At 48.4% G+C, this 13,399-nt stretch carries 10 protein-coding genes; 3 read left to right on the top strand and 7 right to left on the bottom strand.

Going from position 1 to position 13,399, the window contains the following annotated elements; translation table 11 throughout:
- Positions 1–301: 301 nt before the first annotated feature.
- From ACGHTT_RS01295 to ettA, 3 genes are all read right to left on the bottom strand, one after another.
- Positions 302–595, bottom strand: a complete 294-nt coding sequence (locus ACGHTT_RS01295; protein WP_390593033.1) for a YceK/YidQ family lipoprotein — start codon at positions 593–595, stop codon at positions 302–304.
- A gap of 103 nt (positions 596–698) precedes the next feature.
- Positions 699–2,060 carry a magnesium transporter gene (gene mgtE / locus ACGHTT_RS01290; RefSeq protein WP_390593032.1) on the bottom strand — a complete coding sequence of 454 codons (1,362 nt, stop codon included), beginning with the start codon at positions 2,058–2,060 and terminating at the stop codon, positions 699–701.
- Positions 2,061–2,194: 134 nt separating this feature from the next.
- Complete coding sequence (gene ettA / locus ACGHTT_RS01285) at positions 2,195–3,859, bottom strand: energy-dependent translational throttle protein EttA (RefSeq protein ID WP_390593031.1); 1,665 nt, start codon at positions 3,857–3,859, stop codon at positions 2,195–2,197.
- A gap of 139 nt (positions 3,860–3,998) precedes the next feature.
- Here ettA and ACGHTT_RS01280 point away from each other — a divergent pair, with 139 nt between their 5' ends.
- Positions 3,999–5,636, top strand: coding sequence for an EAL domain-containing protein (locus ACGHTT_RS01280; protein ID WP_390593030.1), 1,638 nt, complete (start codon positions 3,999–4,001; stop codon positions 5,634–5,636).
- A gap of 9 nt (positions 5,637–5,645) precedes the next feature.
- Here ACGHTT_RS01280 and ACGHTT_RS01275 read toward each other — a convergent pair whose 3' ends face one another.
- Complete coding sequence (locus ACGHTT_RS01275; protein WP_390593029.1) at positions 5,646–5,900, bottom strand: hypothetical protein; 255 nt, start codon at positions 5,898–5,900, stop codon at positions 5,646–5,648.
- A complete protein-coding gene (locus tag ACGHTT_RS01270) occupies positions 5,894–6,499 on the bottom strand; it encodes an RNA polymerase sigma factor (RefSeq protein WP_390593028.1) in 606 nt (201 codons plus the stop codon). The genes ACGHTT_RS01275 and ACGHTT_RS01270 overlap by 7 nt, the downstream gene beginning before the upstream one ends.
- Positions 6,500–6,658: 159 nt before the next feature.
- Between ACGHTT_RS01270 and ACGHTT_RS01265 the strand changes: the two genes are divergently transcribed.
- The gene (locus tag ACGHTT_RS01265; protein ID WP_390593027.1) at positions 6,659–7,255 is read left to right on the top strand and encodes a DoxX family protein; all 597 of its coding nucleotides are present in this window, start codon (positions 6,659–6,661) and stop codon (positions 7,253–7,255) included.
- Between the two features lie 14 nt (positions 7,256–7,269).
- On the opposite strand, the gene ACGHTT_RS01260 is transcribed toward ACGHTT_RS01265, so the two are convergent.
- Positions 7,270–8,859: a mechanosensitive ion channel family protein gene (locus ACGHTT_RS01260; RefSeq protein ID WP_390593026.1), complete on the bottom strand. Its 1,590-nt coding sequence runs from the start codon at positions 8,857–8,859 to the stop codon at positions 7,270–7,272.
- A 53-nt stretch (positions 8,860–8,912) separates the two neighbouring features.
- On the bottom strand, positions 8,913–9,374 hold the full coding sequence (locus tag ACGHTT_RS01255) for a GNAT family N-acetyltransferase (protein WP_390593025.1): 462 nt from the start codon (positions 9,372–9,374) through the stop codon (positions 8,913–8,915).
- A gap of 185 nt (positions 9,375–9,559) precedes the next feature.
- Between ACGHTT_RS01255 and ACGHTT_RS01250 the strand changes: the two genes are divergently transcribed.
- On the top strand, positions 9,560–13,369 hold the full coding sequence (locus ACGHTT_RS01250) for an EAL domain-containing protein (protein ID WP_390593024.1): 3,810 nt from the start codon (positions 9,560–9,562) through the stop codon (positions 13,367–13,369).
- The last annotated feature ends 30 nt before the right edge of the window (positions 13,370–13,399 follow it).

The raw sequence follows: 13,399 nt of genomic DNA, 5'->3' as shown, positions 1-13,399 counted from the left end.
TACTACTAAAAAAGTAGCAGACTGCTGCACCACCCTCAAGTTTGAGGGAAATATTAAGCATAGTTAGTGACGCAACGAAACTGACAAACTGGCCATTGCTTTCAGGCCTAAACGCAGAACCAGAGCAATTGCCTTAGAGAATACTGACAAGGTGAAGCAATAGATAAGTGCGGCAGTCAAATTGAGACAAGCGCAGGGAAAATGGATCTCATTATCAGTAGAACAGGTGTATTCAAAACGACCAAAGGCAACCAAGCACACACTTACAGTCATTGCGCGACGCCAAGGGTACTGTAACTACCTAATCAGACAGCTCTATATTTCCGGCCTGTGACTGCTTTATAACCGTATAAGGTAAAGCAACCGTATCAAATACCGCTGATACCGGTGTATCAATCAAATAAACAACAAGCAAGGGGTTATAGAAGGTCGAATTAGGCAGCGTATTCAAGCGACAGATATCATAGGCAACACCACTAAAAACACGCGCTATAGATTTACAGGCGGTTCTGTGTTGAGATAGTTTTGCTTTTATTTCCGTATCACTTTTACTCAGTGTTGAGCTTGTGCCACACGCCGATATAGAAAGAACCAAAGGCAGTAATTTTTTTTCATCTCTACACCAATCCCTGATTATAAAACTAAACTTAGCGCCTCAGATTTTTTACAACATTTAAATCGCCAGACAAATAGCAAAACTACACCAAAAATAATGAACCTAATCCTAAAAAAGCAAAGAAGCCTATGACGTCTGTGACCGTGGTGAGAATCACAGCACCCGATAGCGCTGGATCAATTTTAAATTTATCGAGCACGAGAGGAATAATCACACCACTCATCGCAGCAAAAATTAAATTGACCAGAATGGCAGCACCAATAACAAAACCAATAGCGGGTTGACTAAACCAAAAGCCCGCCATGATGCCTATAACTAGCGACCAAACAATGCCATTCAATAAGCCCACCAATATTTCTTTCTGAAACATAATTTTGGCGTTTGAAGAAGACAAGTTACCGAGAGCTAAACCGCGAATGGCGAGCGTTAGCGTTTGACTGCCCGCGATGCCACCCATACTAGCAACAATGGGCATGAGAATCGCCAGTGCCACCACCTGTTCGAGTGTCGCCTCAAACAATCCGATCGTCCAAGACGCGAGCAGCGCCGTACACAAGTTAATACCCAACCAGACTGCGCGGCGTTTAGCCGAGCGCTTTACTGGGGCAAATAGATCTTCGTCTTCGGATAAACCTGCTTGCTGCAATAATTGATTTTCGGCTTCGGTTTGTACCCAACCTAAAATATCTTGCGAGGTAATACGACCCAGTAAATGATCCGCTTCATCCACAACGGGCATCATGGCGTGGTGGTTTTGATAGCTCAGATCGGCAATTTCGCTCATTTGCATGTCGGCGCGCACCGCCGGATCATCTTCCATTTTCAGGTCTTTGATCTGCTGCTGCGGATGGGCGTTAAATAAATCCGTTAGTTGAACAGAGCCGGCATACAACCCCTCTTCATTCACTAAACACAAGAGGTCGGTATGCGAGGGAAATTCCCATTGGCGCAACAGGCGCATCACCTGTTGCGAGGTAAGGCCCTCGCTGATACTGATAAAATCAGAATCAATATTGCGGCCCACTTGATCGTCTTCAAAGCGCATCGCCGTATTTACAGCGGTCTGCTCTTTTAGACTCATCAACTTCAAGCGACGAGAATAGAGTTTCGGCGGAATAAGCTCGTTTAACTCCACCAACTCCTGCGGCGACAGACGCGCTGCCATAGAGCGCAAATCAGACTCTTCCATGTCATTAATGAGATGACGACGGGCATCGTCGTGCATTTCAAAGAGCACATCCCCACGCTCTTCCGCGGAAATAAGGGCCCACACTTTTAATCGAGGCTCACCCGGTAAAGACTCTAGCAATAACGCAACGTCTTCACTCGGCAGCTCTAAAATTGCTGCTTGAGTGGCCTCCGTCAATACCGGATTGTCCTCGGCGAGTTCACTCAGGATCGGATCGATCAAGGGCTCGTGACTGAGGATTTCGGTAGCTTCCAATGGACTCTCCTGCTGCTTAAAGAATGCTGGGGGTTTTACCTATCGCAAGGAAAAGCAATTCTGGCGCACCAGAACAAGCTTGGGATAAAGAACAAACCCGTTTTTACGGCTTGCCTTTATCCCTGAAAATAAGCTTAGGCCTTTAAACGCTTATACTTCATGCGCTGCGGTGTGGCGTTCGCGCCTTTGCGCTTAACAAAGTCGTCATGGTATTCAGTATAGTTGCCCTCGAAGAACACCACATCTGATTCACCCTCATAAGCCAAAATATGTGTGGCAATGCGGTCGAGAAACCAACGATCGTGCGAAATAACCAGGACACAACCAGGAAAAGCTAACACCGCATCTTCCAAAGCGCGCAGCGTTTCAACATCCAAATCATTTGAAGGTTCGTCGAGCAATAGAACATTTGCGCCTTGCTTCAGCGTGTTGGCTAGATGCAAACGACCGCGTTCACCACCCGACAATTCGCCCACGCGCTTCTGCTGATCCGTACCTTTAAAATTAAAGCGACCTACATAGGAGCGCGAGCTCACTTCATAATTACCGATTTTGAGTAGATCTTGACCGCCGGAAATAGCTTGCCAAACAGTATCGGTGTCTTTCAAGCTCTGGCGGCTTTGTTCAACAAATGCCAACTTCACACTTTCGCCAATGGCGATGCTACCGCTATCAGGCTTTTCTTCCCCAGCAATCATGCGAAACAGTGTCGACTTACCCGCACCGTTACCACCGATAATGCCAACAACCGCACCCTTAGGAATATTGAAACTCAAGTTATCGATCAGTACGCGATCACCGTAGGCTTTGGTTACACCATTGAATTCGATAACCTTGTCGCCCAATCGCTCGCCCGGCGGGATATAAATCTCATTGGTTTCGTTGCGCTTTTGGAACTCTTGGCTTTGCATTTCTTCGAAGCGAGTCACCCGCGCCTTACTTTTTGCCTGGCGCCCTTTCGGATTTTGTCGCACCCACTCTAATTCCGACTTCATAGCTTTTTGGTGCGCGGCTTCGGTGCGCTGCTCTTGGGCTATACGCGCATCTTTTTGCTCCAACCAAGAGGAATAGTTGCCCTCATACGGAATACCGTGACCGCGATCCAGCTCCAAAATCCAACCGGCCGCATTGTCGAGGAAGTAGCGGTCGTGAGTAATGGCCACAACAGTGCCTTCAAATTCGCACAAAAAGCGCTCAAGCCAATGTACCGACTCAGCATCCAAATGGTTGGTGGGCTCGTCGAGCAGCAGCATATCAGGACGCGACAACAATAGGCGACACAGGGCCACCCGACGCTTTTCACCACCAGATAATTTGCTTACATCAGCATCCCAAGGCGGCAAGCGCAGGGCATCGGCGGCCACTTCCAAGGTGTGATCTAGATTGTGGGCATCCCAGGCTTGAATAATATCTTCGTACTGGCCCTGTTTTTTCGCGAGGGCATCGAAGTCAGCATCTGGTTCGGCGTAGGCAGCGTACACGTCCTCGAGGCCCTTTAGGGCGTCAACCGCTTCGCGCATACCGTCTTCAACGTTGCCGCGCACATCTTTCGATTCATCCAGCTGCGGCTCCTGCTCTAAATAGCCAACCTTGATGCCTGGCATAGGGCGAGCTTCGCCATTAAAATCCTGATCGACGCCGGCCATGATGCGCAATAACGTGGATTTACCCGAGCCATTCAAACCCAATACGCCAATTTTGGCGCCGGGGAAAAAGGAAAGGGAGATGTCCTTGAGAATTTCGCGCTTTGGCGGCACGATTTTGCCCAAGCGATTCATTGTAAAAACGTATTGCGCCATAGCTGGCCTTCCTTAAGTATCAGGGTTAATGGCGCGCACGTTACCGCAAACGCTGCGCGCTTTTCAATCACTGCATCAGTATTTAGCTCAATGCCCATACAGCCTATACTATGATGCAGACATTATAAGGAGATTCTCGGTGCAGCCATCGCTAGAAGCGGCGTTTTATCAATCCCGACAACCCCAGTGCTTACTCGACCAGAAGTTAGCTCTAATGCACGCCAACCAGAGCTATTGCTCGCTCACCGGACTTGAGGAGATACACCTCAAAGGCAAGGGTTGCCCACTATTAAATGAGTCCATTCAAGGCTCAGCCATGCTCAAGTCAATCACCGACGCCATTAAGCGCAAAGGCTGGTGGGAGGGCGAGCTGCAATATCAGCAACCGGGCAAGAGCTTTCAGGCTGCGGTTCAAGTAAAGCAACTACAGACCACCCGCGGGCCCAGCTTACTGGTAAGCTTTCACGACATCAGCGAGCGCAAGCTGGCCGACGTTAAGCTACACCGAATGGCTTATTTCGATAGTCACACCCAGCTGCCCAATCAAGCACTACTCAATGACCGCCTGAGCCAAGCCCAGCTACGCGCTAAGCGCTCACACCAAATTGTTGCCCTCGTGCTGTTTGAGCTGGACCAAGCCGAGCCCTTGCGCGAGCAACTCGGGGTTCAGGCCTACGACCAAATCTTGCTCGATATTGCCAACCGAATGCGCAATCTATTTCGCGCCCAAGACACCTTGGCAAGTTTAGGACAAGGGCGCTTTGCGCTGTTAATGCCAGACTTGAAAGACAAAGCGGCGGCAATCACGGCGTTTACGCAGGTAACTGAGAAATTACAACTGGAGCTCGGTAAGGCAATGCCCAACCTCCAGCGGGGCATTAGTATCGCAACCGGCGCTGCACTTTATCCGCTTGACGCTGACTCGCCCGCTCTACACACAAAACAAGCCGAGACAGCATTATTACAAGCGAAGAAAAAAGGCCGCAGCCAAAGCTTACTGTTTACACCAGCGCTGCAACACGCGGCGACCTCAAGGCAAAAAATTGCAAAAGAATTACAACTGGCGGTACATGAATCTCAATTTCTTTTGCATTATCAGCCCCTGCTTTGCAGTGAAACAGGGGCCATTATAAGCGCCGAAGCGCTTATCCGTTGGCAACACCCAAGCCAAGGCCTGTTATTGCCTGGACTTTTTCTCGACGCCGCTGAAGCGACTGGGACGATGCGTCCCATCGGTAATTGGGTGCTCCGCGAATCGGTAAAACAGTTTCTGCATTGGCAAAGTCAAGGGGCAAACTTAAAATGTATTAACGTCAACTTATCAGCGCGGCAATTTCAGGAGCACTACTTAATTGCCCTGATACGGGATGTTTTACACGAGTCTAAACTCAACCCCAACCAACTGCACTTGGAAGTCACCGAGGCTGCTCTGCAAACGGACGGCGCACTAGCGCGACTAAATGCACTACGCAACCTAGGCGTTAAGTTAACCCTCGATGACTTTGGCGCAGGCTTAACTTGCCTCTACCAACTGCAAGACTTACCCATTGATCAAATTAAAATGGATCGCCGCTTCGCAAAAAAATTACCTGACGAAAAAGCCACCAAACAGCTAAAGGGCTTAACCACCTACCTGCATAGCTTGGGCGTTGAAGTGGTGATGACGGGGATAGAGAACCCGCTGCAACTAGAAGTGGCACAACAGCTAGATTGCCACGCGGTACAAGGTTACTTACTCAGAGAGCCGGCGTCGCCAGAAGACCTAGCGCTAACCTAATGGATCGTATCAATCCTTTTTCAGCGGTTCAATCGCGCTGCTGCGTTGTTTACATTGGCTGGAAATCTGTTCTGCCTCTGCATCAGGTAGTGACTTTTTGGCACACTGGGAGGCGACGGTAATTGTGGTTTCAAAGTGCTTGAGATAGCGTCGGCAATGTAAGCACATGTACAAATGTAATTTAAAGTTCAAGCGCTGGGCCAAGGTCATATTACCCTCCCGATACTCGCTCGATTGCTCGACAATTTTTTTACAGGTTAACATTTGCCGGTTTCCTGATAGTGGTCAATCACAGACAAAAGGCTGACTCGCGCACGGTGCAACAATACACGCACATTAGAGTTAGACAACTCCAACATGTTACAGATCACCTCTAGCGGCTCTTGCTCCACGTCTCGCAATAGGAAAACCGCGCGCTGAGACTCCGGCAGCAGAGCAAGATTTTTTTCGATGCACTGCTTCAATTGCTGCTCTTCTAAGATTCGATCTGGCGATTCCATATGCCAACTTGAGGGACCGCTCGCCCAATGACCGTCACTCTGAAAACGGTCCTCCGAAAGGTAATCGCCAACAACCCCACCGACGTCGTCAACGGTAATCTCACGCCCTTCTTTACGCAACTTACCCTTGGCCGCATTGCTTACAATGGTATACATCCATGTTTTCAGCGTTGAGCGGCCCTCAAATTTTGGCAGTGCGCGAAATATCGATACCCACGCCTCTTGCACGGCCTCTTCAGCCTGCGCATTGCGTACTATCGCGCGCGCAACCACCAACAATTGCGGATGATATTGCTGCACCAATTGGGTAAACGCCTGGTGATCTTGTGCGCGTAATAATGCTAAATCCGGTTCCATCGCCATTCTTAGACCTCAGTGCTCAAGCCATTGAGCTGAGCGCATTTAACCACAAATCCATCCACCGCTGTAACAGCGGCGGGCCACACACATCAATAGTCCTAAGCTAATACGTAACGGATTAGAAAAAATTCACATTTTTATAAATTATTTGGAGATTTATTAGTGTTTGCATCATTTTACCAATGCTATCTACAGCTAGGCCGGAAGTTTACCCTCCTAGATGGCTTACCCGCGCTGGCTATTCGACTCTATTTGGTGCCCGTATTTTGGATGGCAGGCACTAGCAAACTCAATCACTTTGACAGCACCGTGGCATGGTTTGGCAATGCTGATTGGGGCCTAGGCCTACCCTTTCCTTGGCTAATGGCGGCACTGGCAAGCGCAACAGAAGCCTTAGGTGCGATACTCCTGTTACTGGGCTTTGGCACCCGCTTAATCAGCATCCCCCTAGCAATCACCATGTTCGTGGCAGCACTCACGGTACACTGGCAGAACGGCTGGCAAGCCATCGCCGATGCTAGCGCACCCTTTGCCAATGCCTCGGTGTTTGCGGCCACAGAAAAACTCGAGCGCGCCCGCGATATCCTGCAAACTCACGGCAACTATGAATGGCTAACGGAAAGTGGCAACTTTGTTGTTTTGAACAACGGCATAGAGTTCTCCGCCACCTATTTTATTCTATGCTTGGCGCTGCTCGTGATGGGCGGGGGCCGCTATGTTAGCCTCGATTACTATACGGCCAAATACGTCAAAAACTAACCGGCAGGCTCGTGTTACTCGGCAACACCCATGGGTGTTGCCAAGCGAAATCCAGCACTGAGGAAAACATTTAACATGCAGAGGTTTAACCGCTCGGCCACCATTAAATATTGGTCGAAATCCGTGGTTTCAATATAAGCCAACACATCAATGACGAGAGCATGATGCTCAAACGCTTTTAGCCTAACCCGTAACGGTTCTTTGGCAACGCAATCTTGTTCGGCAAGGCTCTGTCGCGCTCGCTCTAAAACCGTTTCCAAGGTTACATTATCCGGCAAATATCTAGCGTCTATATGAATCGTTGGGCGATAACTAATGCGTTCGCGCTGGCTAATATTTTCCAGCTGCATATCGGCAAAGGTTGCGTTGGGAATATGTACAACGCTGCGATCAAGTGTTCGCACCCGCGTGGCGCGTAAACCGATTTCTTCTATTGTGCCAATCTGACTACCGAATCGACACAGTTGCCCCACTTTAACAGGCGATGATACGTATAACGTCACGGCGCCAATCATATTTTCGATAGATTTTTGTGCCGCTAACGCAAAGGCTAAACCACCAATACCCAAACCAGCCAACGCCGTTGTAGGGCTAAAACCTAAGTTCTCAAGCCACATCAACGCAATACTGATGACGACAATAAATTTTAACGTCGCAGCTAGAGGACGAAGCAACGCCCCTTTCATGGTTTTGTTCGAATCGTCTAAGCCTGCCGTATAATGAACCACCGCAAGCTCGATAACGTGTATCAACAGCCACGCCCAACAAAACAACCACAAAGTTTGGGCACGTAGCAACGCAGCGACCGACACACCTAAAGAGTCGATGGCAACAAGCTGCCCGAGGATGATAAGGGTGAGCAACAGACTCAAGGGCTTTAAAATAAAGGCTCGCCACACACCTACCTTTTCCGTGTCAGCGCGTAACACCAGTCGCGCCAACAACCACAGCGGAAACCAAACAATTAGCCAAGTGGTTAACACCAAGGACGCCAGCAACAACCAAATCCACAGCGCTACGCCCAGAAATGAAATTTTCGGCAATATCGTCGAGAACCACTGGCCGATTGGTCCATAAGCAAACTCTTGCGCCAGCTCAGGTATTTTTTTAACCGTCGCGTTCGACACTTTCCAAATGAAAACACCGTCTTCCCGTGGCACCTTTTGCAGCAACAAGGTTAGGCGCCCGGCTGAGGTTTCAATTCTACCAATGCTTTCCCGATAGGCCGGCAAGCCATCTTTACTTTTGCCTTCAGGCAAGATGCTCATGCTCTCGGTATCAACCCAAAGCGTCCGGTCCAAGACTTGATAAAAATCTTCGGCTAACTTAGCTGGTGCGATGCTCGCAATTTGCTGCGGTAGATTTCTTAAATCTAAATATTGACTGGCGCGCTCAAAGTCTCCTTGCCGCGCTGCACGCAGGTAACCCTCCATCGCCGACCGCGGTGTGCCTCGGTCAAACAGATCTTCCGGAACCCCCTCCTCCGCCATCGCCAGACGTGATACATCAGGAGTAATCAGGTCGGCAATATTAGGCGCTTCGGCCGCCCAGACGCGCGCAGCGCCTATCAGTGCTAACAAGAATAAAACGCCAAGAAATCTCATGAAAATCCTATTGAATATTTTCTGAGCGGGCCCCAATAAACGCTTGAAAGCAATCAATCGTTAACTAAAACCAGCTGCATCACCACATCGCAACGAGCGTAGTCTGAATGGCACTTTGCTGGCAACACAATGAAACCATAGCGTTTGTAAAGCTCAACTGCCCGCGTCAAGGTAGAACTCGTTAGCAAATCTAAGGCCCGTGCATTCACTGCTTTTGCCTGAGCTATAGCTGCCTCCATCAGTAGGTGGCTTAAACCCAGCCCTTGATACGCCGGTGCGACAGCCATTTTCGCCAGCTCGAAATGGTCCCCGTCGCCCTTTAACAGGGCGCAACACCCCACCACCTCGTCACCTGCAGTAAGGGTTAACACATAGCCACCCTGCTCAATAATCCAGGCGGGGCGCTCGAGCATTTTACGGTCTGATGCCTCGACGCTAAAGAAGCGCTCAATCCAAGCGTAATTCAAGGTCGAAAAGGCGGCCAGATGATCGCAATTATTTACGTGCAACGACATAGCACCCCCTAATAGCTTACATTTATGTTGCAGTTTTAACCGTTAAGGCCGATAGCGCGACAATTACCCCTATTCAGCCAAACAATTAACGACTTTTTTGCTGGGCAGCTATAGTTTATGCAAGCTCACCCCCACTTGCGACACTCAGGGTGCCACAGAACCTTAGAAATGACAGTTCAGAGTGCATGACAAAGCAAATGATCGGCCAACAAGACAACCAGATACTGGCGCAACGAGTAGCTTTCCTCGAGGCTCAGCTCGAAGCGCGAGAAAATGCCATTCAGGTACAAAAAGCCCTATTTGAAATTGCCGACCTATCTTTTAGATCCACCTCGCTCGACGCACTTTACGCCAGCGCCCATCAAGTCACCGCAAGACTGATGTATGCAGCAAACTTTTACATCTCCCTAGAAAATACTAAACGCGGCACGATTCAATTTCCCTACTACGTAGACACCATGGACCCAGCCCAGCCGGGCGAAGTCATCGAAGTGCCACTCAGCGAACTAGAGAGCAGCTTTAGTGCCTATTTGATAAAACACGATAAGGTCGTGTTTTTACAAAGCGAGCAGGCCTTCGAACAGCTCATGAAAGAGCAACACTTAGCGTTAGTAGGCGTAAAACCCCAATGCCTCATAGGCGCACCACTAAAACGCACCAACGGTCAGAGAGGCGCAATCGTAGTACAGAGTTATCAGCGCGAAAACCAATTTACTGACAGCGATAAAGAAGTACTCAGTTTTCTTGCCAAACACATAGCCACCGCGATGGACCGGTTTGAGCGACGCGAACTACTCGAAAGACAAGTAGAGGAAAGAACACAAACACTTAAAAAAAGAAATATCGAGCTAAAGAAAACCCTATCAACTAAGGACGCCGACCGAAAACTACAAGCAGCGCTCTACGCCATATCGCAACTCTCTCACACGGAAAATGAAGTCGATAATCTATACCCTAAAATCCATAAAATATTGTCTCAGTTATTCTATGCACGAAATTTTTACGTCGCCATTCTCAATGAAGACGGCGACAGTATAACCTTTCCCTACTTTGCCGATCATAAAGACATTACAACCCGATCGCGCAAACTAAGTAATGGCGCCACTGAATACATACTCCATACCAGAGCGCCACAGCTAATCAATAAGGCGCGTCTAGAAAAGCTAATTGCAAATGGCGAACTGGAAGTCGCGGGCTCTAAACCGTTTAGCTGGATAGGCGCACCTATTGTAATAGGTGATACTGCCTATGGCGTTATTGCCGCTCAAAGTTACGACGAGACTAAGGAGTTCAACGAACATGATTTAGAGCTTCTGAGCTTTGTTGCCGACCAACTTGCCGAAGCCATAAAAAGACAGAGAGACTCCGATGCATTGCTACTGGCAAACATAACCCTTGAAGCAAGAGTTAACCAACGCACGTGGGAACTGTCGGAGATCAACAGCAAACTGGAAGGTGAAGTAGAGGAGCGAAAGCGAGCAGAGGAGCTACAAAAAACGCTATTCACCATCGACGAAATCACCCAATCGACTAGCGATTTGCACCTTCTATACCGCGAAATCCATCAGCTTGTCGCTCGTTTTATTCACGCAAAAAATTTCTTCGTGGCGGAGTACAATAAAATATCGAATAAGCTGTATTTTCCCTACTACGCCGACGATGATGACCAGCTATCAGACTTCACCGAAACAACGGAAGACGATGCCATACCCCATATGTCTTTCAAACATATTGAAAAAACTCTTACAGCCTACGTCATTAGAACTGGAGAGGCTCTATTAGCAACCCGCGAGGTGAGACGAGAGCTTGAAGCACAAGGTGAAATAGGTTTAGTCGGAAAAGAACCTGAAGACTGGATGGGTGTACCGCTAATTTACGATAAACATGTTGCAGGTGTTATCGTTGTGCAAACCTACGATAAAGCAGATAGGTTCGGCCAAAAGGAATTAGACCTCCTGCAATTCGTTTCTTCCCATGTTACCACCGCATTGCAAAAGAAATTCTATCGAGAATCACTAGAAGCCCGCGTTGAAGAACGGACGCTAGAGCTTGCCGATCTCAACAAAAGCCTTCAGGACGAAATCAAAGAGAGACAACGTGCGGAACATTTGCAAACCGCTCTATTCAGAATTGCCGATATATCCGCCAGCACCTCCGACATGCCAAACTTCTACAAACATATACATGACGCTATTGGTCAGCTTATGTATGCGAAGTACTTTTTTATTGCGTTGCCAGATATCCATAATCCTGAAATTTTAACCTTCCCCTACTATATAGATATTGCCTATAGAGACCCGTCACCAAGGCCTATGGGCAATCATCTTACTGAGCACGTCATAAAAAGCGGCCAGCCGCTATTGCTGAATCCTTCAAACATTGATGACGTTACATCTCGAATTAACATTAAGGGTCAAATGCCCGTTTCCTGGCTCGGCGTACCACTGCAATTGGACAATGAAATTTTAGGCGCTCTGGTCGTGCAAACTTACGATACCGCATTTGTATTGGGTAAAAATGAGGAAGAGCTATTAACATACGTCTCCCATCATGTCGCCACCGCGCTAGATCGAAAACGGGCGCGCGATCAACTTGAGCAAAGAGTAGATCAACGCACTCAGGAACTGCGTCAGGCCAACATATCGCTCGAAAGACAAATCGAAATCCGACGGGAAATTGAGAAGAAATTAGAATTCGATGCCTTCCACGACGTACTAACAAAGCTTCCAAATCGTATGTTATTTATGGATCGGCTCGCGCAACTGATTGGCAAAGGCAACCGCGAGGAGAAATTTAGATTTGCGGTACTATTTCTAGATTTGGATAGGTTTAAAGTTATCAATGACAGCCTAGGGCATCTGGCTGGCGACAAGCTATTGCAACAGGTAGGAAATAGACTCGCTAAACTTGTGCGACCACAAGATACGGTAGCGAGGCTGGGAGGTGATGAGTTCTGTCTCTTGCTTGATGATGTACAAGGCTTGAATTTTGCTGAACTTGTGGCCAAGCGTATTTGCGAAGACCTGACCAAATCATTTGTAGTGTTGGGCAATGAAGTTTTCACCTCCACAAGTATTGGCGTGGCATACAGCGCACTCGGGTATGACAAAGCGGAAGACATGCTGCGCGACGCGGACGCCGCTATGTATCAGGCGAAATTACTTGGGAAACGGCAATATGCGGTATTCGATCAGAGCATGCACACTAAGGCTATGAATACGCTTAAGCTGGAGACTGAGTTACGCAATGCCATTAACAATAACGAGATTGACGTGTTTTACCAGCCAATTATGCGCCTCGGCACGTCAGAGCTGGATGGGTTTGAAGCCCTCGCGCGGTGGCAGCACCCAAATCAAGGGCTGATTCCACCGAATGATTTCATACCCCTCGCCGAGGAAAGTGGTTTAATCATCGAGCTGGATATTGCCATGTGCCTCAAGGCTTGTATTCAAATGTCACAGTGGCACAAAGAATTTGGCGAGCACATTTCAATAAGCATCAACCTTTCAAGTAAGCACTTTTCACGTAGCGACTTGGTCGACAGAATTAGAAACGTATTACAGGTTTCTGGTATTAATCCGGCCATGTTAAAACTAGAAATTACCGAAAGTGCATTGATGGAGAATGTTATTGCTGCCCAAAAAATTCTCGGTGAGTTAAAAGGCCTGGGTGTCTTTCTGGCCATGGACGACTTTGGCACTGGCTACTCCTCACTCAGCTACCTACACAGGTTCCCCCTCGATGTGCTTAAAGTAGACCGCTGCTTTGTCGATGAGGTCGATATAAAAAACGAAAACCGAGCCATCGTAAGCACAATCGTCACCCTTGCAGATGCGTTGGGTATGACCTCGGTGGCTGAGGGAATCGAAACACAGGAACAACTCTTCGTCATCACGGAACTTGGCTGTGATCTTGGCCAAGGCTATTTATTTGCAAAACCGATGAACACCCAGGATGCTCAGCGTTTTATTATAAGCGCCCTAGCCCCAAGTTAATTCGGCGTTCACGAGACCTTAAACGTCGCG

Origin of the sequence: Simiduia litorea (assembly GCF_042853465.1) — a bacterium.
GTDB lineage: Bacteria > Pseudomonadota > Gammaproteobacteria > Pseudomonadales > Cellvibrionaceae > Simiduia > Simiduia litorea.
Note: the sequence above shows the minus strand (reverse complement) of the source record. Positions and strands in the feature narration are given on the sequence as shown.